This window comes from Streptomyces sp. NRRL S-646, from assembly GCF_000720765.1.
Taxonomy (GTDB): domain Bacteria; phylum Actinomycetota; class Actinomycetes; order Streptomycetales; family Streptomycetaceae; genus Streptomyces.
In genome coordinates, this window is record NZ_JODC01000031.1 from 23,496 (window position 1) to 45,271 (window position 21,776).

Annotated in this window: 19 protein-coding genes and 1 pseudogene; 5 read left to right on the top strand and 15 right to left on the bottom strand. The window is 70.8% G+C overall.

Annotated features, from left to right (window positions below):
• Window positions 1–7: 7 nt before the first annotated feature.
• Both IH68_RS0145035 and IH68_RS0145040 read right to left on the bottom strand, forming a co-directional pair.
• Window positions 8–673 (bottom strand): annotated as a pseudogene (locus IH68_RS0145035) (NADPH-dependent F420 reductase); the annotation flags it as partial.
• A 99-nt stretch (window positions 674–772) separates the two neighbouring features.
• Entirely contained in the window at window positions 773–1,774 is a 1,002-nt protein-coding gene (locus IH68_RS0145040; RefSeq protein WP_030948510.1) for a zinc-dependent alcohol dehydrogenase family protein, read from the bottom strand.
• Window positions 1,775–1,876: 102 nt separating this feature from the next.
• Between IH68_RS0145040 and IH68_RS0145045 the strand changes: the two genes are divergently transcribed.
• Window positions 1,877–2,785, top strand: coding sequence for an AraC family transcriptional regulator (locus IH68_RS0145045; protein WP_030948512.1), 909 nt, complete (start codon window positions 1,877–1,879; stop codon window positions 2,783–2,785).
• A 41-nt stretch (window positions 2,786–2,826) separates the two neighbouring features.
• On the opposite strand, the gene IH68_RS0145050 is transcribed toward IH68_RS0145045, so the two are convergent.
• Window positions 2,827–3,039, bottom strand: coding sequence for an EF-hand domain-containing protein (locus IH68_RS0145050; RefSeq protein WP_030948513.1), 213 nt, complete (start codon window positions 3,037–3,039; stop codon window positions 2,827–2,829).
• A gap of 59 nt (window positions 3,040–3,098) precedes the next feature.
• Window positions 3,099–4,046 carry a MerR family transcriptional regulator gene (locus IH68_RS0145055; protein WP_051834053.1) on the bottom strand — a complete coding sequence of 316 codons (948 nt, stop codon included), beginning with the start codon at window positions 4,044–4,046 and terminating at the stop codon, window positions 3,099–3,101.
• A gap of 49 nt (window positions 4,047–4,095) precedes the next feature.
• On the opposite strand from IH68_RS0145055, the gene IH68_RS0145060 reads away from it, so the two are divergent.
• Window positions 4,096–4,761, top strand: a complete 666-nt coding sequence (locus IH68_RS0145060; RefSeq protein ID WP_030948519.1) for a GNAT family N-acetyltransferase — start codon at window positions 4,096–4,098, stop codon at window positions 4,759–4,761.
• Here IH68_RS0145060 and IH68_RS0145065 read toward each other — a convergent pair.
• The 7 genes from IH68_RS0145065 to IH68_RS0145095 form a co-directional block, all read right to left on the bottom strand.
• Window positions 4,715–5,314 carry an ADP-ribosyltransferase gene (locus IH68_RS0145065; RefSeq protein ID WP_030948523.1) on the bottom strand — a complete coding sequence of 200 codons (600 nt, stop codon included), beginning with the start codon at window positions 5,312–5,314 and terminating at the stop codon, window positions 4,715–4,717. The two genes, IH68_RS0145060 and IH68_RS0145065, sit on opposite strands and share 47 nt — an antisense overlap.
• An 88-nt stretch (window positions 5,315–5,402) precedes the next feature.
• Window positions 5,403–6,587: a YncE family protein gene (locus IH68_RS0145070; protein WP_030948526.1), complete on the bottom strand. Its 1,185-nt coding sequence runs from the start codon at window positions 6,585–6,587 to the stop codon at window positions 5,403–5,405.
• Entirely contained in the window at window positions 6,587–7,366 is a 780-nt protein-coding gene (locus IH68_RS0145075; RefSeq protein WP_030948529.1) for a polysaccharide deacetylase family protein, read from the bottom strand. The genes IH68_RS0145070 and IH68_RS0145075 overlap by 1 nt, the downstream gene beginning before the upstream one ends.
• Window positions 7,367–7,479: 113 nt before the next feature.
• A complete protein-coding gene (locus IH68_RS0145080) occupies window positions 7,480–7,983 on the bottom strand; it encodes an ATP-binding protein (protein WP_030948532.1) in 504 nt (167 codons plus the stop codon).
• Between the two features lie 263 nt (window positions 7,984–8,246).
• A complete protein-coding gene (locus IH68_RS0145085; protein ID WP_030948535.1) occupies window positions 8,247–9,014 on the bottom strand; it encodes an enoyl-CoA hydratase/isomerase family protein in 768 nt (255 codons plus the stop codon).
• 127 nt (window positions 9,015–9,141) lie between these two features.
• On the bottom strand, window positions 9,142–10,386 hold the full coding sequence (locus tag IH68_RS0145090) for a L,D-transpeptidase (RefSeq protein ID WP_030948537.1): 1,245 nt from the start codon (window positions 10,384–10,386) through the stop codon (window positions 9,142–9,144).
• Window positions 10,387–10,550: 164 nt separating this feature from the next.
• The gene (locus IH68_RS0145095) at window positions 10,551–11,798 is read right to left on the bottom strand and encodes a L,D-transpeptidase (RefSeq protein WP_030948540.1); all 1,248 of its coding nucleotides are present in this window, start codon (window positions 11,796–11,798) and stop codon (window positions 10,551–10,553) included.
• Between the two features lie 151 nt (window positions 11,799–11,949).
• On the opposite strand from IH68_RS0145095, the gene glgX reads away from it, so the two are divergent.
• Window positions 11,950–14,196 carry a glycogen debranching protein GlgX gene (glgX, locus tag IH68_RS0145100; protein WP_030948543.1) on the top strand — a complete coding sequence of 749 codons (2,247 nt, stop codon included), beginning with the start codon at window positions 11,950–11,952 and terminating at the stop codon, window positions 14,194–14,196.
• A gap of 37 nt (window positions 14,197–14,233) precedes the next feature.
• Here the strand turns inward: glgX and IH68_RS0145105 are convergent, their stop codons facing one another.
• Genes IH68_RS0145105 through IH68_RS0145120 form a run of 4 tightly spaced genes read right to left on the bottom strand, consistent with a single transcriptional unit; the run spans window position 14,234 to window position 17,819 of the window.
• Window positions 14,234–14,878: a response regulator gene (locus IH68_RS0145105; protein ID WP_030948545.1), complete on the bottom strand. Its 645-nt coding sequence runs from the start codon at window positions 14,876–14,878 to the stop codon at window positions 14,234–14,236.
• On the bottom strand, window positions 14,871–16,136 hold the full coding sequence (locus IH68_RS0145110) for a sensor histidine kinase (protein ID WP_030948547.1): 1,266 nt from the start codon (window positions 16,134–16,136) through the stop codon (window positions 14,871–14,873). The genes IH68_RS0145105 and IH68_RS0145110 overlap by 8 nt, the downstream gene beginning before the upstream one ends.
• A 25-nt stretch (window positions 16,137–16,161) precedes the next feature.
• A complete protein-coding gene (locus IH68_RS0145115) occupies window positions 16,162–16,896 on the bottom strand; it encodes an ABC transporter permease (protein ID WP_030948548.1) in 735 nt (244 codons plus the stop codon).
• Window positions 16,893–17,819 carry an ABC transporter ATP-binding protein gene (locus IH68_RS0145120; protein WP_030948557.1) on the bottom strand — a complete coding sequence of 309 codons (927 nt, stop codon included), beginning with the start codon at window positions 17,817–17,819 and terminating at the stop codon, window positions 16,893–16,895. Before IH68_RS0145120 ends, IH68_RS0145115 begins: the two co-directional genes overlap by 4 nt.
• 205 nt (window positions 17,820–18,024) lie before the next feature.
• Here IH68_RS0145120 and IH68_RS0145125 point away from each other — a divergent pair, with 205 nt between their 5' ends.
• Complete coding sequence (locus IH68_RS0145125; RefSeq protein ID WP_030948559.1) at window positions 18,025–19,899, top strand: ABC transporter ATP-binding protein; 1,875 nt, start codon at window positions 18,025–18,027, stop codon at window positions 19,897–19,899.
• A complete protein-coding gene (locus IH68_RS0145130) occupies window positions 19,896–21,755 on the top strand; it encodes an ABC transporter ATP-binding protein (RefSeq protein ID WP_030948561.1) in 1,860 nt (619 codons plus the stop codon). Before IH68_RS0145125 ends, IH68_RS0145130 begins: the two co-directional genes overlap by 4 nt.
• Window positions 21,756–21,776 lie beyond the last annotated feature (21 nt).

A 21,776-nucleotide genomic window follows, 5' to 3' on the forward strand; every position in this document is an offset into this window, starting at 1 on the left:
GCCGCCGTTACGCCCGGAAGTCCGCCGGGCGTTCCCGGGGTGCCTCCGCCAGCGCCTTGGTCACCTCGTCCACGCCCGCCCGCAGTCCGTAGACGGGGGTGCCCGGCTGCTGGCGCCAGGAGTCGGCGAGGGTGCCCGTGTCGACCGTGTCGAAGCCGAGTTCGTCGATCAGGTTCCTGACCACGCGCTTCGCGGCCTCGTCGTCGCCCGCGACCGGGACCGCCTGCCGGTCGGGGTCGCCCGCCGGGCGCGGCCGCTCCAGGATGTCCTGGGCGAAGGTGCCGTTGAACGCCTTGACGACGGTGTGACCGAGCTGCCGCGCCGTCCAGGCGCTCTCCGTGAGGCCCTCGTCCTCGATCGCCGCGATCCTGCCGTCCCGCTGCCGGGGGTAGTAGTTGCCGGTGTCGATCACGGCGACGTTCTCGGCCGCGCCGTCCAGGACGCCTGCCGGCAGGTTCGGGATCGCCTTGACGGGGATCGTGATCACCACGACCTCCGCGCCGCGCGCCGCCTCCTCCACGGGTACCGGGGTCGCGCCGGTCTCCTCGGCCAGCTCGTTGAGCGTCTGGGGGCCGCGGGAGTTGGCGACCAGGACGTCGTGTCCGAGGGCGGTGAGCCGCCGGGTGAGGTTGCCGCCGATGTTGCCCGCGCCGATGATGCCGATCTTCATGACAGGCCCTTCCCTGGATGATGCACGTGCATAGGTCTGGGTCGGATCAACCTCGGAGAGCGGCGGCCTATTCCGCGGGCTGCGCCAAGCGGGTGGGAGCCCTCAGACCCGTACGACGATCTTGCCCGTGTGCCGGTTGGACTCCATCAGGCGGTGGGCGTCCTGGATGCGGTCGAGGCCGTCGAGGACCTCGCCGACGACCGGGCGGAACCCGCCGTCGGCGAGGCCCGCGTTGAGGAAGGAGGTCGAGCGGCGGCGGCCGGCGGGCGTGTTGGTGAGGATCAGGTTGGCGTAGGTGTGGAGGGTGAAGGGCCAGTTCCGGGGAATCTCGGCCGGGCGGGTGTCCAGCCAGCCGTAGACGACCAGGGAGCCGCCCGGGGCCAGGGCCTCGCCCAGCGCTCCGAAGCCGGGGCCGCCGATCGCGTCGAAGATCACTTCGGCGCCATTGCCCCCGGTGATCCGCTTGACCTCCTTGGCCACGGCCTCGGGCGCCGACTCCCCGGTGACGATCACCTCGGCCGCGCCGAGCTCCAGCAGCCGGTCCCGTTTCGCCTCGGTCCGGGTGGTGGCGAGCGGGATCGCGCCGACGCGGCGGGCGACCTGGATCGCCGCGGTGCCGACGCCGCTGGACGCGCCGGTGATCAGCACATGGTCGCCGGGCCTGAGGCCGGCGGTCTCCAGCAGGGCGCCGTACGCGGTCGTGTACGTCAGCCAGGCCGCGGCGCCGGTGACGGCGTCGACGGAGTCGGGGCGGCGCAGGACCGCGGTCTCGGGCAGGACGACCTGCTCGGCGTACACGCCCTGCGCGCTCATCTCGATGCCGGGGCCGGTCATCACCGGGTCGCCGACGGCCAGTTCGGTCACGCCCTCGCCGACCGCCTCGACGATGCCGGCGGCCTCGTAGCCGAGCCGGGAGGCGGGGAGGGCGGGCTGGTAGTAGTAACCGCCGGACCTGAACAGGGCTTCGGCACGGTTGAGGCCCAACGCCTCGACCCGTACGACCACTTGGCCGGGGGCGGGGTCGGGGACGGTCACGTCCTCGATGGTGAGCACCTCGGGTCCGCCGATTTCATGAAAAAGCACTGTGCGTGCGGTTGTTGGCATGCGGAACACGCTAGGTGGCGGTGTGCGAGACGATCCATGTCCACCGCTCTCCCTTTCCTGTCCGATCGTCTCTCCGGTACGACCCCCGGCTACCGTTCGGACATGGACGTACTCAGTGACGCCGTGAGCGCGATGCGCACCGGGCGGCCGCACTCCTCGCGCCGGGACAAGTACGCGCCCTGGGGCATGCGCTTCGAGGCATCCCCCGGGGCCGGGTTCCATGTGGTGCTGCGCGGGTCGGCGTGGCTGATCCCGGCGGAGGGGGAGCCGGTGGCGGTCGGGCCCGGGGACGTGGTGTTCCTGGCGCACGGGCGGGGGCATGCGCTGGCCAGCGGGCTCGACGTGCCGCTGGAGCATGTACGGCCGGGGTCGGACAACCGGTGGCCCGCGCCCCCGCCCACGCCGAGGGAGGGGACGCCGGACGCGGTCCTGCTCTGCGGCTCCTACGAGATGGACCGCAGCCGCACCCACCGGCTGGTCTCCGAGCTGCCGGACGTGGTGCACCTGCCCGCCCAGGTCGGCGCCCACCGCTCGCTGCGGGCGGCGGTGGAGTTGCTCGGCATGGAGCTGGAGGAGCCGCAGCCCGGTTCGGACGCCATCGTCACCTCGCTGCTGGACACCCTGCTGCTGTACATCCTGCGCGCCTGGTGGCAGCACGACCGCAAGATCACCGGCTGGTCGGCCGCGCTCGACGACCCGGCCGTGGCGGCGGCCCTCCGCGCCATCCACGGCGACCCGGCCCGCCCCTGGACGGTCGAGGAGCTCGGCGCCGAGAGCGGACTGTCCCGCGCCGCCTTCGCCCGCCGCTTCACCACGCTGGTCGGCGAACCGCCGCTCGCCTACCTCACCTGGTGGCGCATGACGACCGCGGGCCGCCTCCTGCGCGAGGAGGACCTTCCCCTGCGCCGGATCGCCCAACAGACCGGCTACACCTCGGAATTCGCCTTCGCCAAGGCCTTCAAGCGGGAGTTCGGGGTGGCGCCGGGGCAGTACCGGAGACAGCGGGCATGAAGGAAGGGGGCGCCCCATCGGGCGCCCCCTTGCCGCTCAGGTCACTTGTTCAGGTACGCCCAGAACTCGTCGAACGACAGCACCTTGTCGCCGTTCAGGTCACGGGTCTTGATGATCACCGCGGCGACCGACTCGGTGACGTTCCAGTCGCCCTCCTGGGCGAGGGCGGTCTTGAACTCCGCGGCGGTGATGAACCCGTCGCCGTCGGTGTCGATCCGCTGGAACTCCTTGCGTGCTGCTTCGATGTCGGCCACCGATCCGCCCCTTTTCTCCGTAAACCGCATGTCTTGCTGTCGTACTGACGCAGGTCAGATTAGCTGGCCACGCGTGCCCTCAGTGCGGCGACCACCCACGCGAACTCCGGCTCGTACGCCGCCTGCGGCCCGAGCCCCGCCACGACCGCCCACAACTGGCGATACCGGGCCACGCGGACGTTGGTGCCCGCCTCCAGCCGCTTCAGCACCTCGGCAGGGTCCGCGTCGCCGAGCAGCCCGCGCAGGAGCTCCTCGGCCTCGGGCGCCTCCGGGGCGACGCCCCGCTCCAGGGCCTCCCCCGCGAGCTGCACCAGGCGGCTCATGAACCACAGCGAGGTGCCCGCGGGCACGTCCGGGCCGCGGTCCGCCGCGTTGAACTCGATCATCCTGCGCATCAGGGCCCGGAACTCCGGGTCCTGCATCATCTCGGCGAGCTCCACCCAGGCGTCCACCTGCTCGGGGGTCGGCTCGTCCGGCAGGTCCGCCGGGGCGAACCGCAGCCGCTTGCGGATGTCGGGGTCGGCCGTGTCGAGCCCGTCGAAGATCTCCGTCGTGAAGTCCTCGACGATACGGGCCCGCTCGGCGGCCGACAGCCGCGCCAGTCTGTTCATCAGGGTCATCTCCTCTGCGGTCGAGCCGCGTCGCGCCACGGTCGACAGCACCGCACGGGTCACCTTCAGGGAGCGGATCTGCGCGTCCAGCGCCACCACGTGTGCCGCCGCGACCTCCGCGACCGTCCGCTCCCCGTCCAGCACCTTGCGCACGTCCGCCAGACCGAGGCCCAGCTCACGCAGCGTGCGGATCAGTTCCAGACGGGCGGCGGACTCGGCGTCGTAGAGCCGGTAGCCGCCGGTGGAGCGGGTCACGGGAGTCAGGACGCCCTCGTCGGACCAGTAACGGATGGTGCGCACGGTCAGGCCGGTGGACCGCGCCAGCTCGCCGATGGTGAAAAGTCCGGTGCCGTCGTACGGGGGGTCTGGGGGGTCTCCCCCCGGATAGCGCAGCATGTGTGTGAGTCTGGGCCTTCCAGTGGGTGGAGGCTCAAGGAGCGCGGTGATGGAGACTCTGCGGGACATTCTCGACGCGGCCGCCCGCGGTGTCTTCCCGCCCTCGGACGGCCGTACGACGGTGGTCCCGCAGGCCTGTGACCGGGACGCGGGCGTGTTCTCCTTCACCGCTCACTCGGTCGTCTTCACGGACGAGGATCCGCGCTGGGTGTACGACGCCCTCGCCGCCGCGCCCTGCGACGCGCTCGCCGCGACGATGAACCCGCTGTTCCTGGCGGCCTTCATCCAGCGGACGGGCCGTACGTCGGAGACCATCGACGCCATGCTGGTCGGCTCCCCGCTGCCGGGCGGGCCACCCCTCGCGCTGAACGAGATCGAGGACGGCGACCATCCGCGGATCGTGTACGCCCGCCGGCGGCGCGACGACGTGCGTGCCTGGCAGACGGACGGCGGTGTGCTGGTGCTGGGCCGCGGGATCGCCGGACGGCTGGAGGTCTCCGTCGAGGTCGACGAGGGGGTACGGCACCGGGGACTGGGCCGGGCTCTGGTGACGGCGGCCCGCCATCTCGCCACGGAGCCGCTGTGGGCGCAGGTCGCGCCGGGGAACGCCCGCAGCATGCGGACGTTCCAGGCGGCGGGCTTTCGCCCCGTGGGGGCAGAGGTACTGCTCAGTGCCAGGGCTCGTAGTACGGGTTGCTCTGACAGTCGTTCATGATCTCGGTCTTGGTCTTCTTGTCGACCGGGCAGACGCCGATGATGTACTGCCGCGCGATGCCGCCCGGGAAGGCCACCTCGACCTGGTCGGCCCATTTGTGGGTGTCACCGATGGTCTTGTTGACGTCGACGCCGCCGGGAGCGTCGATGTAGTAGTTGTAGCCCGACTTGTACCAGGTCTTGTAGAGGTCGTGGTCGTACGTCGTCGACACGTACGGGGAGGGCTGGTTGACCAGGACGTACTGCTCGATGTCGTACTGGCCGTTGATGACGTCCTTGGGGTGGAAGCCCTGCTCGAAGACGGTCGCGGGGCCGCGGCTGTCGCTGCGGTAGAGCGTGCCGCAGGTCTTGCGCCAGACCGGGGCGGGCGTGATGCGGTCGACGTCGACCCGGCGGTCGACTGCCGCCTTGATGGGGTCGTCGAACTGGGGACAGGCAGGGGCGGCGGCCTTCGCGGGGGTGACGGTGGGAACGGTCGCTGCCGTCGTCGCGAAGACGGCAGCGAGGGACAGGACGACGACAGCGGCCCGCCGCCGCAGGCGAGTTGTGATCATGGTGGGGACGATCCCCGTCCCGCGGCGGCGGAATGCGCAACGTCACCCGTTCGGCGGCATCTCCCGGGCCGCCCCAACTCGCTGTGTTTCAGCGGAAGATGCCCGTGTGGCCGAGCGAGTAGCGACCCGGCTGCGGGTACACCGCGAGGCCGTGCGGGCCGCTGCCGACCTTGATGCGGGCCAGCTGGGTGCCGGTGCGGGTGTCGATGGCGTACACCTCGGAGTTGTAGCGCCCCGACAGCCACAGGACCTTGCCGTCCGCCGAGACGCCGCCCATGTCGGGGCTGCCGCCGTCCGGCAGGTGCCACTTCTTGGTGAGCCTGTTCTGCGCGAAGTCGAAGAGGGAGATGGTGCCTTCGCCCCGGTTGGAGATGTACATCTCGCGCGAGTCGCGGCTGACGTAGAGGCCGTGGGCGCCCTTGCCGGTGGGCAGGAGGGTGGGCCTGGTGAACTTGTCGCCGTCCAGGATCCACACACCGTCGGCCATCATGTCGGCGATGTAGAACCTCTTGCCGTCGGGTGAGATCTTGACGTCCTGCGGCATCGCGCCCTGGAACGGCAGCTTCTCCTGCCCGGTCACCTTCATCTTCGCCGTGTCGACCTTGAGCAGCTCGCCGCTGAACTCGCAGGAGACGATGAAGTAGCGGCCGTCGAGGGAGAAGTCGGCGTGGTTGACGCCGTAGCAGCTGACCGGGACGGTCTTCTCGACCTTCATGGTGTGCGCGTCGCGGAAGACGAGTTCGCGGTCGAGGGAGGCCATCACGATCGCGTACTTGCCGTTCGGCGTGAAGTAGAGGTTGTAGGGGTCGTGCACGTCGACGGCCTTGCCGGCCTTCCCCGTCCTCGGGTCGATGGGGGTGAGGGTGTTGCCGCGGTCGTTGTTGACCCACAGCGTCTTCATGTCCCAGGAGGGGACGACGTGCTGGGGCTGGGCGCCGACCGGGATCGTCTCGATGACCTTGTACGTCTTCGGGTCGATGACGGAGACGGTGTTGGAGTTGGTGTTGGGGACGTAGACCCGCGACGGGAAGTCCCGTACCGCCGGGGCGAGTTGGTTCGGGCGGTCGGCCGCGTACACGTCGTGCGGGTCGAGGACGGGCGGCATGCCGGCCAGGCCCGGGACGGCGGCCTTCTTCTTCGCCGGGGCCACGGCGGCCTTCTTGCCGAGGGCCTCGTCCTCGTGGTACGGGGCGCTGGTGCAGGCGGCGAGGGTGGTGAGCGAGGCGAGGACGGCGGTCGCGACGAGGGCGCGGGCGAGCCGGGTGGGGTTCATCAGCTGAACAGCTCCGTGGTGGTCACCGCGGCCAGGCCGCGGCGGGCGAGTTCTTCCAGTACGACGGGGAGGGCAGCGACCGTGTCCGGATACCCGAAGTGCATGCTCACCACGGAGCCGCCCCGGACCTCGTCGAGGACCTTGCGCCGGACGGCGTCGGCGCCGGGCCGGGTGTAGTCGAGGGAGTCGACGTCGTACGAGAGGACGTGCGGATAGCCGGCGCTGCGGGCCAGACGCAGGACCAGCGGGGACGCGAGGGGTGCGCGGGAGGGCCGGAACCAGGTGCCGATGGAGCCGGTGAGGTGCCCGAGGCGGTCGGCGCAGGCGGTGATCTCGCTGCGGGCGTCGGCTTCGGACATGGCGTTGACGGCCAGATGGCGCTGGGTGTGGTTGCCGAGGTCGTGGCCGCCGTCGAGGACACGGCGGGCCATGTCCGGGTACTGGTCGAGCCAGCTGCCGACGGCCAGGACGGTGAGGCGGGCGCCGTGCTTCTCGGCCTCGGTGAGGAGGGTGTGGGCGAGGGCGGGGTCGCCCTGGCCGTGGAAGGTGAGGGCGACCCGGGGGTGGGTGCGGGGGCCTTGGGTGAGCTGGGCGGGTCGGCCGGGGAGGAGGCGGGGGGCGGGGGCGGCGGCGGGCGTGGAGCGTGGCACGGACGACGGGTGCGCCGGTGAAGTGGGGTGCACGACGGCGCCGTTCGGTGCGCAGCCTGCGGTGAGGGCGCCTGCGGCGAGGAGGCCGGCGCCCGTGCGTAGCGCCGTCCGGCGGTCGGTCGAGGTCACCGCACCATTTAAGAGGCGAAGGGTAAGAAAACGGCCGATTGACCCGATCGGGGGACATTTTTCGGGTCGCGACCGACAACAATCAGGCCATTCGGCCGACCCGCGACCCCCGGCTAACGGTCCGCCACCCTCATTTCGAACCAGGTCGTCTTGCCGCGCGGCAGGAGGTCGACTCCCCAGCGGTCGGAGAGCTTGTCGACCAGGAACAGGCCCCGGCCGCTGATGTCCGTCTCCTGGACCGGCATCAGGCAGGGCAGGCCCCGGGAGGGGTCGCGGACCTCGATGCGGATCCAGCCCCGGCGGCGGCGCATCCGAAGGCCGAAGACACGGGCGCCGGTGTGGCGGACCGCGTTGCCGACCAGTTCGGAGACGAGAAGGACGGCGTCCTCTGTCATCTTGGGAGTCAGGCCCCACTGGCGCAGGACCACGACCTGGGCGAGACGGCGAGCGGTGGCGGCGGACTCCGGGCGGGACGGCAGCGGCACCTCCGCCTCGGTCGGGTTGCCGAACAACTCCAGCGCCTTGAGCGCCCGTTCGTCCTCTACCGCGGGCGACCAGCGCGCCGCCGTCGCACGGCCGTGTCCCCGCGGCTGTTCGATGCCCTCCAGCCCCGCCATGCCCCCATCATGGCCGCCCAGAGCGCCCTCCGGGGCCGTTCCTGAGGAATACGCCCCCCGGAATACGTCGTTCCGAATAGGCCGGTTGACATATGCCACGGGCAGTTCAGAGGCTTCCGCAGCCCGCCCGACCTGCGCTGAAGGCTCTCGTGGAGGCAATCGACGGTCTCCCTCGACAAGGCAGACTTAAGGTTGTCTTAAGGCTCCCATAAACCGCCCCATCGAGGGACCCCGGATCAGACAGCGCGTCAATTGCAAGTGGTTCAGAGGAACTTCGCCTTGCCCGGCCCTTCCTCCACGAAGCTCCGCATCCCGCGCTCGCGGTCCTCCGTCGCGAACAGACCCGCGAACCAGTTCCGTTCGACGGCCAGGCCCGTCTCGATGTCCGTCTCCAGACCGGTGTCGATCGACTCCTTCGCGGCCCGCAGCGCGATCGCCGGGCCCTGCGCCAGCTTCGCCGCCCACTCGTGCGCGGCAGTGTAGACCTCCTCGGCCGGCACCACCCGGTCCACCAGACCCAGCGTCAGCGCCTCGTCCGCCTTGACCATCCGGCCGGTGAAGATCAGGTCCTTGGCCTTCGACGGGCCGACCAGCCGGGACAGCCGCTGGGTGCCGCCGGCGCCCGGGATCAGGCCCAGCAGGATCTCGGGCTGGCCCAGCTTGGCGTTCTGAGCCGCGATCCGGTAGTCCGCGCACAGCGCCAACTCGCAGCCGCCGCCGAGCGCATAGCCCGTGATCGCCGCGACCACCGGCTTGGGGATGCGGGCCACCGCGGTGAACGAGTCCTGCAGGGCGCGGGCGCGCAGGACCATCGCCGTGTGGTCCATGTTCTGCATCTCCTTGATGTCCGCGCCCGCCGCGAACACCTTCTCCCCGCCGTACACGATCACGGCCCGTACGTCGTCACGACGGGTCGCCTCCTCGGCCAGCTCCTTGAGCCGGTCCTGGGTGGCGACGTCCAGCGCGTTCATGGGCGGACGGTCGAGGCGGATGGTGCCGACGCCTTCGGCGACTTCGAGATTCACGGTCATGCAGGCAGGTTAACGGGGACTAACGACAGCGTCCCCGGTGCGCAGGAGGTCTGGGGGATTTCCCCCAGAAAACACCGCCTCACACCGGGGACCGCCATCGGCGTAGAACCACATCACCGCCGTACGGCTACGCCTTCCACTTCTCCCACGACATGTTCCAGCCGTTGAGCCCGTTGTCCGGGGAGACGATCTCGTCATGGGCGTGCTTGACGATCACCACGTCGCCGAGGATGGAGTGGTCGTACATCCAGCCGGCCGGCAACCCGCGGTCGTAGCCGCCCCGCACGTCCCTCAGGCCGATGCAGCCGTGGCTGGCGTTGTAGTTGCCGAAGGCGCCGCCGGCCCAGTAGTTGCCGTGCATGAAGGTGCCGGAGTCGGTCAGCCGCATGGCGTCCGGGACATCCTTGATGTCGTACTCCTTGCCGAGGTTGACCGTCTCGCTGTTCATGCGGGTCACCCGGAGCTTCTCGCTGATGACCATCTGGCCGTTCCAGGTGTCGTAGCCCGGCTTGCCGGTGGTGACCGGGATGGTCTTGACGACCTTGCCGTCCTGGGTGACCTTCATCTGGTGGGTCTTGGCGTCGACGATGGAGACCTGGTTGCGGCCGATGGTGAACTTCACCGTCTTGTCCTGCTTGCCGTAGACGCCCGGCCGGCCCTCGACGCCGTCGAGGTTCAGGCTCACCGTGACCTTCGTACCGGACTTCCAGTAGTGCTCCGGGCGGAAGTCGAGGCGGTCGTTGCCGAACCAGTGGCCCTCGACGTCGACGGCCGGTTCGGTCTTGATGCTGATCGCCTTTTCCACGTCCTCGGGGTGTGTGATGCCCCGGGTGAAACGGACGGAGAACGGCATCCCGACGCCGACGGTGGAACCGTCCTCGGGGGTGAAGGTGCCGATGAAGGTGTTCTGCGGAGTGAGCGTGGTGAAGCTGGAGTCCTCCGCGGCCTCACGCCCCTCGGAGTCCTTCGCGACCGCGTGCACCGAGTACTTGGTGGACGCGGCCAGGTGGGTGGACGGCGTCCAGTCGGCACCGTCGGCGGTGATCTTCCCGGATATCTCCTTGCCCTTGGGGCCCTTGACCTCGACCGTGGTCAGCTTGCCCTTGCTTGCGCTGACCTTGAGGACGCCGCTGGTCTCGACGGACTTCGCGCCGTCCTTGGGCGCGATGGTGACGACGGCCGCCGACTGCTTGGTCTGCGCCGCGTCCGCATCCTTGCCCTTGCCGTCGCCGGAACCGGGTCCGGAACCCGAGCCGCCCCCTCCGCACGCGGTGACGGCCAGCAGCAGCACCCCGGATATGAGTGCCGGCCGCCCCTTGGCCCAACGCCCGCGCGCGTCAACCGACGCCCCCGATATCGGCCGCACGTTCAAGTTGCTCTCCCCTCGCCGGCCCTGGTCAGGCCCGCACCCCGGCGCATCCCGCGCACGCATTGGCGCATATTAACTGCAAGGTTTTGGGGATCGTGTCAGCTGAAGGTCACCGTTCCGTCGCAACATTGACCATGCACCTGGCGCCATCCCCGCCTCCCTTCGGGTTACTTGACCGCACTGCCCGCTTTCCACTCCTTCCAGCCCATGTTCCATCCTCCGAGGCCGTTGTCGGGAGCGACCTTTTTGTCATTGCTGTGGACGACCTGGACGACGTCCCCGACGAGGCTGCGGTCGAAGAACCAGCCGGCCGGGGTGTCGGAGCTGCCGCCCTTGACGTCCATGAGCCCCACGCAGCCGTGGCTGACATTGACGTGGCCGGGGGCGTTCGGCGCCCAGTAGTTGCCGTGCAGGAAGGTGCCGGAGTCGGTGAGGCGCAGGGCGTGCGGGACGTCCGGGATGTCGTACTCGCCCTTGCCGTTCTGCTTCTTGAAGCCGACCGTGGCGCCGTTCATCCGGGTCAGCTCGAGCATCTCCATCACCACCATCTTCCCGTTGTAGGTGGTGTGCCGGGGCGCCCCGGCCGTGATCGGCACGGTGGCGAGCAGCGCCCCGTCCCGCCGTACCTGCATGGTGTGCGCGGCCGCGTCGACCACGGAGACCTGGCTGCGGCCGACGGTGAAGGAGAACGTCTTGTACTGCAGCCCGTAGACGCCGGGCGCGCCCTCGACGTCCCGGAGCCGGAGGGAGACGGTGACCTGGGTGCCGCGTTTCCAGTACCGCTGGGGGCGGAAGTCGAGACGGTCCTTTCCGAACCAGTGCGGGCGGATCTCGACCGCCGGTCGCGCCGTGACGTGGACGGCCCGCTCGACTGCCGCGCGGTGCTCGATCTCCCGGTTGAACTCCAGGGAGACGATCATTCCGGTGCCGACCGTGGAGCGGTTCTCCGGGGTGACGTAGCCGATGAAGCGCTCGTCGGGGACGAACGTGGTGAACGTGGTGTGCCGTGCGGACCTGCGCCCGTGGCCGTCCAGGGCCACCGCGTCGACGGTGTACTTGGCGGCCAGCGCGAGCCGGGGCTCGTCGGGTTCCCAGCGCAGGCCGTCCTCGGAGATACGGCCATGCACCTCGGAGTCCTGTGCGTCCTGTGACTTGACGACCTTCACGGACTCCAGACGGCCGCTCGGCACCCCCACCTGTAGCCTGCGGCCGGGGCGGACACCCTTGCTGCCGTCGTCCGGGGAGATCCGGATGACGTCCTCGGGTGCCGGAGCCTTGCCGAACGCCTCACCGATGTCGCTGCGGTCCGCCGGGTCCGAAGTGCAGCCGGCGGCTCCGGCCAGCAGTCCTGCCCATGTCAGTACGGCGGCCAGCGCGGCCCCCGCGCGCCGTGCGCGCCCTTGTCCATGCCTCACGAGCTTCCCAACGACCGGGCCCACCCCTGGGAAACGTGAGTGCGAGCCAAGCTCTGGGCAGAACAGTGGGGAGGACGACGCAAAGGGGAGCCGCGGCCGGGACGCTGTGCGCTGCTTCAATGTCGTTCCGTGAGCCGTGGGAGGCGGACTGGTGTCCAGCGCAGCCGAGCAGGAGGCGGTGGCCGAGGGGCGCGCCGAGGAGGGCGAACGCCCGGCCGGCGTGGTCAACGGCGCGCCCCGCAAGGTGCCGGGCGTGCCCGTGCGGCCGGGTGCGCCGATGCCGCTGGGGGCCAGGTTCCGGGTCGGACCGGACGGGGTGGCGGGCACCAACTTCGCGCTGTGGGCGGGCGGGGCGGAGGCGGTGGAGCTGTGCCTGTTCGACGAGGCCGGCAAGGAGACCCGCGCCCGGCTGACCGAGCTGACGCACGAGATCTGGCACGGCTTCGTGCCGGGTGTGATGCCCGGGCAGCGGTACGGCTACCGGGTGCACGGCCGCTGGGACCCGTGGACCGGCGGCCGCTGGAACCCGGCGAAGCTGCTCCTGGACCCGTACGCGCGCGCGGTGGACGGCGACTTCAGCCTGCCGCCCGAGGTGTACGGGCATGTGCGCGACTGGCCGCAGCAGCAGGTCGCGGACACCGTGCGCGACGACCGGGACTCGGCGCCGTACGTCCCCAAGGGTGTCGTGGTCCACGATGACGACGACTGGGCCGACGACCGCCGCCCGAAGACGCCGTGGGCGGACTCGGTCATCTACGAACTGCATGTCCGGGGGTTCACCCGGCTGCATCCGGGGATCCCGGAGGAACTGCGCGGCACCTACGCGGGGTTGGCGCACCCTGCCGCCGTCGAACACCTCGTCGGGCTGGGCGTCACGGCCGTCGAACTGCTCCCCGTCCACCAGTTCGCGCACGAGGACCATCTGCTGCGCCGCGGCCTGAAGAACTACTGGGGCTACAACTCCATCGGCTACTTCGCCCCGCACGCCGCGTACGCCGCATCCGGTACGACGGGCCAGCAGGTCGGCGAGTTCAAACGCATGGTGCGCGCGCTGCACGCGGCCGGCATCGAGGTCATCCTCGACGTGGTCTACAACCACACGGCGGAGGCGGGCGAGCTCGGCCCGACACTGTCGTTGAAGGGGATCGACAACCGGGGGTACTACCGGCTCCAGTCCGACGCCCGCAGGTATGCCGACTACACAGGCTGCGGCAACACCCTGCACGTCGTCCAGCCCCACGTCCTGCGCCTCATCACCGACTCCCTGCGCTACTGGGTGACGGAGATGGGCGTCGACGGCTTCCGCTTCGACCTGGCCGCCGCCCTCGCCCGGTCCATGCACGACGTGGACATGCTGTCGCCGTTCCTCGCGGTCATCGCGCAGGACCCGGTGCTGCGGCGGGTGAAGCTGATCGCCGAACCGTGGGACGTCGGGTCCGGCGGCTATCAGGTGGGGTCCTTCCCACCGCTGTGGACGGAGTGGAACGACCGGTACCGCAACGCCGTACGGGACTTCTGGCGGGGCGCGCTGCCGGACGTACGGGATCTGGGGTACCGGCTTTCGGGGTCGAGCGACCTGTACGCGTGGGGCGGTCGCCGGCCGTACGCGTCGGTCAACTTCATCACCGCGCACGACGGCTTCACCCTGCGCGACCTGGTGTCGTACGAACGCAAGCACAACGAGGCCAACGGTGAGGGCAACCGGGACGGTTCGAACGACAACCGGTCGTGGAACGGCGGGGCGGAGGGGGAGACGGCCGACGAGCGGGTACGGGGTCTGCGGCGTCGGCAGCTGAGGAACCTGCTGACCACACTGCTGCTGTCGACGGGCGTGCCGATGCTGGTGGCCGGCGACGAACTCGGGCGCACCCAGCGCGGCAACAACAACGCGTACTGCCAGGACAACGAGATCAGCTGGCTGGACTGGTCGCTGCTGGAAGAACCGGGCTGGAAGGCCCTGTTCGACCTCACGGCCCGGCTCATCGAGCTGCGGCACCGGCACCCCGTACTGCGCCGCCGGGCCTTCTTCTCGGGGCGGGCGCACTCCGTGGACGGTCTGCGGGACCTCGCCTGGTTCACGGCGCGCGGCACGGAGATGACGGAACGGGACTGGTACGCGCCCGCCGCCACGCTCGGCATGTATCTGTCCGGTCGGGACATACCGGGCCGCGACGAGCACGGCGACCCGATCCTCGACGACAGCTTCCTCGCCGTCCTGCACGCCGGGGACCGCCCGGTGAGCTTCATACTGCCGGGTCCGCCGTGGGCCGGGCAGTACGAGGTGGTCGTCGACACGTCGAGGGAGGCGCAGGAGGAGGCACCCGGGGTGGTGCACCGCGCGGGGGCGGCGATCACGGTACCGGCGCGGGCCGTTCTGTTGTTGCGGGTGGTGGGGTGACATGCCGCGCCGCACATCACTTGAGCCGACGGCCTGATCAGCCGAGGATCCCCCGCTGATACGCCGTCGCGACCGCCGCCGCGCGGTCGTTGACACCCAACTTGGCGTACAGGTGGGTGAGATGGGTCTTCACGGTGGCCTCGCTGATGAACAGTTCGCGGGCGATCTCACGGTTGGACGTGCCCCTGGCCACCAGGGCGAGGACCTCGCGTTCGCGGGTGGACAGGGGCTCGTTGCCGCCCGACCCCGGGGTGCGGACCGCCGAGACCAGGCGGGAGGCGACCGCCGGGGACAGCACCGTGCGGCCGTCCGCCGCCGCGCGGACGGCGGTGAAGAGCTCGTCGCGCGGGGCGTCCTTGAGCAGGTAGCCGGTCGCGCCCGCCTCGATCGCGGGGAGAGTGTCGGAGTCGGTGTCGTACGTCGTCAGGACGAGCACCTTGGCGCGGACACGGCGCCGGGCGAGTTCGCGGATGGCGTCCACTCCCCCGCCGCCGGGCATGCGCAGGTCCATCAGGATCACGTCCGGGTCGAGAGCCTCCGCGCGGCTGACGGCCTCCACGCCGTTCGCCGCCTCGCCGAGGACCCGGAAGCCCGGCGCGGACTCGAACATGCCGCGCAGACCGTCCCGTACGACGGGATGGTCGTCGACGATCAGCAGGGAGATCAACGGCTCGTCACTCATGGCGGACCAACGGTACGCGAGCCGACAGTGCCGTGCCGTGGCCCGGTTCCGTCTCGACGGTCAGCGAGCCCGCGATGCGTTCGGCGCGGGCGCGCATGCCGTCGAGGCCGAAGCCGCCGGAGCCGGTGCGGGCCGGGAGCGCGAGGGGGTCGAAGCCGGCGCCGTCGTCGCGGATGTCGAGGATCACCTCGTCGCCCAGGAAGGAGAGGGTGACGCCGAGCCGTGAGGCGCGGGCGTGGCGGGCCGCGTTGGACAGGGCCTCCTGGGCGATGCGCAGGAGGGTGGCCGAGACCTCCTCGTGGAGCTGTTCCGCCGTGCCGGTGACCGTGAACTCGGCCCGTACGCCCGTCCGTTCGCCCCATTCGGCGACGGTCTTCTTCAGCGCCTCGGGCAGTCCGGCGTCCGCCAGCTCCACCGGGGCCAGGTTGTGCACGGAGCGGCGGGCCTCGCCGAGGCTGTGCCGGGCCAGGTCCATGGCCCGGGCCAGGTGTTCGCGGGCCGGCTCCGGGCCGGGCGTGTTGGAGACGACCTGGAGCTGGGCGATGATGCCGGTCAGGCCCTGGGCGATGGTGTCGTGGATCTCGGCGGCGAGCCGCCGCCGCTCGTCCGCGACCCCGGCTTCCCGTGCCTGGACGAGGAGTTGGGCGTGAAGGGCGGCGTTCTCGTCGAGGGCCTGCTGCAGGGCCGCGTTGGTGCGTTCGAGTTCGGCGATGGTCGCGGTGCGTTCGCGGGCCCGCAGCGTCTCCTGCTCGGTGAGATGGGCGACCACCATCTGCAGGCCCGAGTTGGCGAGCAGGAGCGCGGCGAAGACGGCCCACTGCACCGCGCTCCCGAACGGCATCCCGCCGGCCTGCGCGCCGGCCACGGTGACGGCGCTCGCGAGCAGCCCGAGCCGCTGCCACCGCCTGCCCGGGATCGTCTCGTCGGCGTCCATGTAGCCCGCGGCGGCGTAGAACGCGAAGAACGGGTTGATCCAGGTGAGGGCGAAGGCGAGGGCCCAGCGGACGACGTAGTACACGGCCCCGGCCCGGGACGGCGTCCGGCGGCGGTCGGGCCCGCCGGGACGGGTGCTGTGCCACCACAGCTGGAGCACCACCGCGGCGCCGAACAGAGCCCAGGCGGTGTGCCACCTGGCCGGGGAGGCGTGGGGGTCGGCCGTCGCGAGCGCGGGGACCAGGCCGATGCCGAGGAGCGCGTACGGCCCCCAGGTGTGGAACCGGTTCCAGCGCCGCTCGATCTGCGTGTCCACCGCGGTCATGTCCCCAGTCTGCACGGCACCGCTCCTACTCCCAGCGGAACCAGCGGCTCGCCGCACCCGTGAGCAGCAGGATCCACATCGCCAGCACACCCAGGTGCCCCCAGCCCGGCCAGTGCCCGGCCGCCGCCCGGTTCAGCGCCTGCGCGGCCGCTCCGAAGGGCGTGTACCCGACGATCCGGGCCATCAGGTCCGGCATGGACTGCGTCGGCAGCCACACCCCCACGCAGAACATCGACGGGAAGAAGACGGCCGAACCGATCGCACCCGCGATCTTCGTCGTACGGGACAGGGCCGACACCACCGATCCGAGAGCGAGGGCGGCCAGGACGGCCAGCAGCAGGGCGAGGACGTATCCGAGGGGCTGTTTCGGCAGTCGTACGTCGAAGCCGAGGCGCCCGACCGCGAGGGCGAGCAGCGCGGACGCCAGCGCGGCACCGCCGTACACCACCATCTGCGCGGACAGCAGGGCGCTCGGCCGGACCGGTGTGGTGGCCATCCGGCGCAGGATGCCGCGCTCCCGGTAGCCGGTGAGGGTCTGCGGCATCGACTGCAGGCCGCCGACGATCATGCCGAGCAGCACGGCGACCGGGACGTAGACGTCGATGGTGCGCAGGCCGCCGAGGTCGGCCTGGTGGTCCCGGAAGGACGGGATGGAGCCGAGGATCACCAGCAGCAGGGTCGGGAAGAGGAGGATCCAGAAGATGGCGCCGGGTTCGCGGCGGAAGAGGCGGACCTCGGTCTTCAGTACGGCGGTGCTCATGCCGCTGCCTCCTTGGTGTCGGCGTCGTCGGCCTTCGTCAGGTCGAGGAACGCGTCGTCGAGCGTGGCGTCCACGACGCGGAGCTGGTGGGCGGTGATGCGGTGGCGGGCGAGGAGGGTGATGACGGCGTTGACCGTCTCGTCCGTGCCGGAGAGGGTGATGCGGCCATCCTTGTGCTCGACGGACGCGAGCGCGGGGAGTGCGGCGAGATCACGCTCGTCGAGCGGGGCGGACGGAGTGAAGCTGATGACGGTGGCCCCCGCCGAGCGCCGGATGAGACCGGCCGGGGTGTCCAGTGCGGCCACCCTGCCCTTGTCGATCACGGCGATCCGGTCGCACAGGCGCTGCGCCTCCTCCATGAAGTGGGTGACGAGCAGGACCGTCACTCCGCTGTTCCGGACGTCCTCGATCAGCGCCCAGGTGTCCCGGCGGGCCCGCGGGTCCAGACCGGTCGTCAGCTCGTCCAGGACGACCACCCGCGGGTTGCCGATCAGGGCGAGCGCGATGAACAGGCGCTGCTTCTGGCCGCCGGAGAGCTTGCCGAACCGGCTGGTCAGCTTCGCGGTCAGGCCGAGGCGTTCGGCGAGCGGCGCCCAGTCGAGCGGGTCCGGGTAGAAGGAGGCGTACAGCTCCAGCGCCTCGCGGACGGTGAGTTTGGGCTGCAGCTCGCTCTGCTGCAGCTGGGCGCCCAGTACGCGGGCCACGCGCGCGTGGTCGGCGACGGGGTCGAGGCCGGTGACGCGGACCCGGCCCGCGTCGGGGACGCGCAGTCCCTCGACGCACTCGACGGTGGTGGTCTTGCCGGCGCCGTTCGGGCCGAGGATCCCGAAGATCTCGCCCTCCTCGACGGCGAAGGAGACGCCGTCGACGACGGCCCGGCCGCCGTAGGACTTGCGCAGTTCGGTGACTTCGATGACGGACATGGCATCAGGTTCGCGGGAACCGCCCCACCGCCACATCGGCCGTCGCGCTCGAAGGCGCATCAACCGATCGGTTGATGCGGGGGTACGACCCCTCCGGATCCCTTGTACGACCCCTCGAACGCGCAGGTCGTAGGACCAGCGGCCGATTCGGGTCCGGCCAAAACTCGGTGGGCGTTGTCAGTGCCGATCCGTAGGCTCACAGACGATGCCCTCTACACGTGCAACCACCAAGGACCCCACGCAACCCGGCGACCGATCCGCCGTACGCACGCTGCTGCGCCTGTGGCCGTACGTACGGCCCGTGCGGGCGCGGCTGTTCACCGCCGCGTTCGTCGCCGTGCTCGCCTCGTGCACGGGCCTCGTGATCCCGCTCGTGCTGAAGTGGATGGTGGACGGGCCGGTTGCCGACCGGGACCCGGCCGGGGTGTGGCTCGGCGCGCTGTACCTGCTGCTCCTCGGGCTCGGGGAGGCGCTGCTGTTCGGGCTGCGGCGGTGGCTGGTGGCACGGCCGCTCTCCGGCATCGAGGCGGGGATGCGGGCGGATCTGTACCGGCATCTGCAGCGGCTGCCGGTCGCCTTCCACGACCGCTGGGCCTCGGGCCAGTTGCTGTCGCGCGGCACGACGGATCTGATGCTGCTGCGCATGTTCCTCGCCTTTCCGATGACGTTCCTGCTGGTCAACGGGGTGACGATTCTCGTCGGCGTGGTGATCATGCTGCTGCAGGACTGGACGCTCGGGCTGGTGATCCTGGGGCCGGCCGTCCCCGTGATGGTCACGTGCGTGATCTTCGAGAAGCGGTACGCCGATGTGGCGCGGCTCGCGCAGGACCAGGTCGGCGATCTGACGACCGTCGTCGAGGAGAGCGTGCTCGGCATCCGGATCATCAAGGGGTTCGGGCGGCACCGCAGCCAGGCGCGGGCGTTCCGCGAGCTGACCCGGACGCTGCGGGGGACGGAGCTGCGGAAGGCGGGGCTGCTCGCCACGATCTGGGGCGTCATCGTGACGCTGCCGGAGGTGGCGATCGGGGCGGCGCTGGTGCTCGGCACTGTGCAGGTTGCCTCCGGCGGTCTGTCGGCGGGGACTTTGGTCGCGTTTCTCTCGACAGCACTGGCGTTGCGGTGGCCGGTGGATTCCATCGGGTTTCTGCTTGCGATGAGTCAGGAGGCGGCGACTGCCACGGAGCGGTACTTCGAGGTGATGGATGAGGTGCCGGAGGGTGGGGTGCGCAACTCGGCGCTACGAGGTGCCGCTCTCAGTGGGGCGGGAGCCGCCTGGGGGTCCCCCCAGGCCCTTGAGGCACTGGGGGAGGCACGACTGCCCGCAGCTACGGGGGGACTTCGCTTCGACGGTGTCCGGTTCCGCTATCCCGACGCGCCCCCCGACTCCCCTCCCGTCCTCGACCGCGTCGACCTCCACATCCGTCCCGGCGAGTCCATGGCCCTGGTGGGCGCAACCGGGAGCGGCAAGACGACGCTGACCGCTCTCGTACCCCGTCTCCACGAGGTGACATCCGGTCGCATCACGCTGGACGGCGAGGACATCACCGCCATGTCCCGCGAAGAACTGCGCGCTCTCGTCGCCGTCGCCTTCGAGGAACCCACCCTCTTCTCGGCGAGCGTCGGGGACAACGTGCTGATGGGGGCGGCCGACAGTGCAGGCGCCGCCGAGCTGAACCGTGCGCTCTCCGTCGCGCAGGCCGAGTTCGCGCACGCGCTGCCCCAGGGGACGGACACCCAGGTCGGCGAGCAGGGGCTCAGTCTCTCCGGCGGGCAGCGGCAGCGGCTGGCGCTCGCGCGGGCCGTCGTGGGCAGACCCAGGTTCCTCGTCCTGGACGACCCCCTGTCCGCCCTCGACGTGCACACCGAGGCCGCGGTCGAGGCCGCCCTGCGGGACGTCCTCGCGGACACCACGGCGCTCATCGTGGCGCACCGCCCGTCCACGGTCCTGCTCGCCGACCGGGTCGCGCTGCTCTCCGGCGGCCGGATCACCGCCGTGGGCACGCATCACGAACTGCTGCGCACGAACGCCGAGTACGCCCATCTGATGTCCGGGACCTCAGAAGCGGAGGACGAGCGATGACGGCCCCCACCACATCCGTCCCCACGGCGGACGACGAGCCGGACCTCCCCCGCCCCAAGGACGCCGGCGACGCCTTCGACCGGGACGTCCTGCCCACACCCCCGGGCGCCACCGCCGGCCTGCTGCGCTCCCTGCTGGCCCCCATGAAGGCCCGCGTCGCCGTCACCACGCTCCTGCTGCTGCTCCAGCAGGCGGCAGTGCAGGCCGGCCCGCTGCTGGTGGCGTACGCGATCGACAAGGCCGTACCGGCGTTCCGGGACCACGACCACGGCCCGCTGATCGCGGTGGCCGCGGGCTATCTCCTGTGCGCGCTGGTCTCCGGCGGACTGCAGTACGCGTTCATCATCGCCTCCGCCCGGGTCAACCAGGACGTGCTGCTCGATCTGCGCGGCCGTATCTTCCGGCATGCACAGGCGCTGAGCATCGACTTCCACGAGCGATACACGAGCGGTCGCCTGATCTCCCGGTCCACGGCGGACGTGGAGTCGCTGCGGGAACTGCTCAACGAGGGGCTTCAGGAACTCATCACGGTCATCCTGTCCTTCGTCTACATCTCGGCGATGCTGCTCTGGCTGGACCTGGGGCTCGGCGCCGTCGCGGTGGCCTCCTTCGTGCCGTTGTACCTGCTGGTACGGGTCTACCAGCGGCGCGCGGTACGGGTGTACCGGGTGCGGTCCACCGCCATCGCGGCCGTCATCGTCAAGTTCGTCGAGACCATGAACGGGATCCGGCCGGTGCGCGCGTTCCGCCGCGAGGCCGCCAACGACGCCGACTTCCTGGCACTGAACCGGCGGCACGAACGGGTCAACGGCGACGCCATGCTGGAGATGGCCCGCTATGTCGTCGGCTCCCGGCTGGTCGCCAACACGGCCGTCGCGGTGATCGTGCTGTGGGGCGCCTACCGGGTGGCCGGCGGCTCGCTGGAGCTGGGCGTGCTGGCGGCCGCGGTCCTGTACCTCCGCCGCCTGTACGACCCCATCGACCGCCTCGGCATGTTCCTGAACTCGTACCAGTCGGCGGCGGCCTCCCTGGAGAAGATCGCCGGGCTGCTCGCCCAGACACCGTCCGTGCCGGAGCCGTCGACGCCCGTGGAGCTTCCGGTACTTGAGAGCGAGCACCCGGGCCGCGAGGTCGTCTTCGACGGCGTCCGCTTCGGTTACCGCACCGGCGGCGAGGTGCTGCCGGTCTTCGATCTGACGATCCCCGCCGGGCAGACGGTCGCGGTCGTCGGCTCCACGGGCGCCGGCAAGTCGACGCTCGCCAAGCTGCTCGCCCGCTTCTACGACCCTTCCGCGGGCCGGGTCCTGCTGGACGGCGTCGACCTGCGCGAACTGGCCGTGCCCGAACTGCGGCGCGGGGTGGTGATGGTGACGCAGGAGGCGTTCCTGTTCTCCGGCACGGTCGCCGAGAACATCGCCATCGGCCGCCCGGACGCGACCCGTGAGCAGATCGAGCAGGCGGCGAAGGCGATCGGTGCGCACGAGTTCATCAGCGCACTGCCCGACGGGTACGACACGGACGTACGGAAACGAGGCGGCCGTATCTCCGCGGGCCAGCGCCAGCTCGTGGCCTTCGCCCGGGCGCTGCTCGCCGACCCGGCCGTGCTGATCCTCGACGAGGCGACCAGCTCGCTGGACATCCCGGGCGAACGAGCGGTGCAGCGGGCGATGCTGACGGTCCTGCGCGGCCGTACGGCGGTCGTCATCGCGCACCGGCTGTCGACGGTCGAGATCGCGGACCGGGTACTGGTCATGGAGCACGGGAAGATCGTGGAGGACGGCAGCCCGGCCGAACTCGTCGCGGGCACCGGGCGGTTCGCGGATCTGCACCGGGCGTGGCGGGACAGTCTGGCGTAGGGAACGGCAGGGATCAGCAGG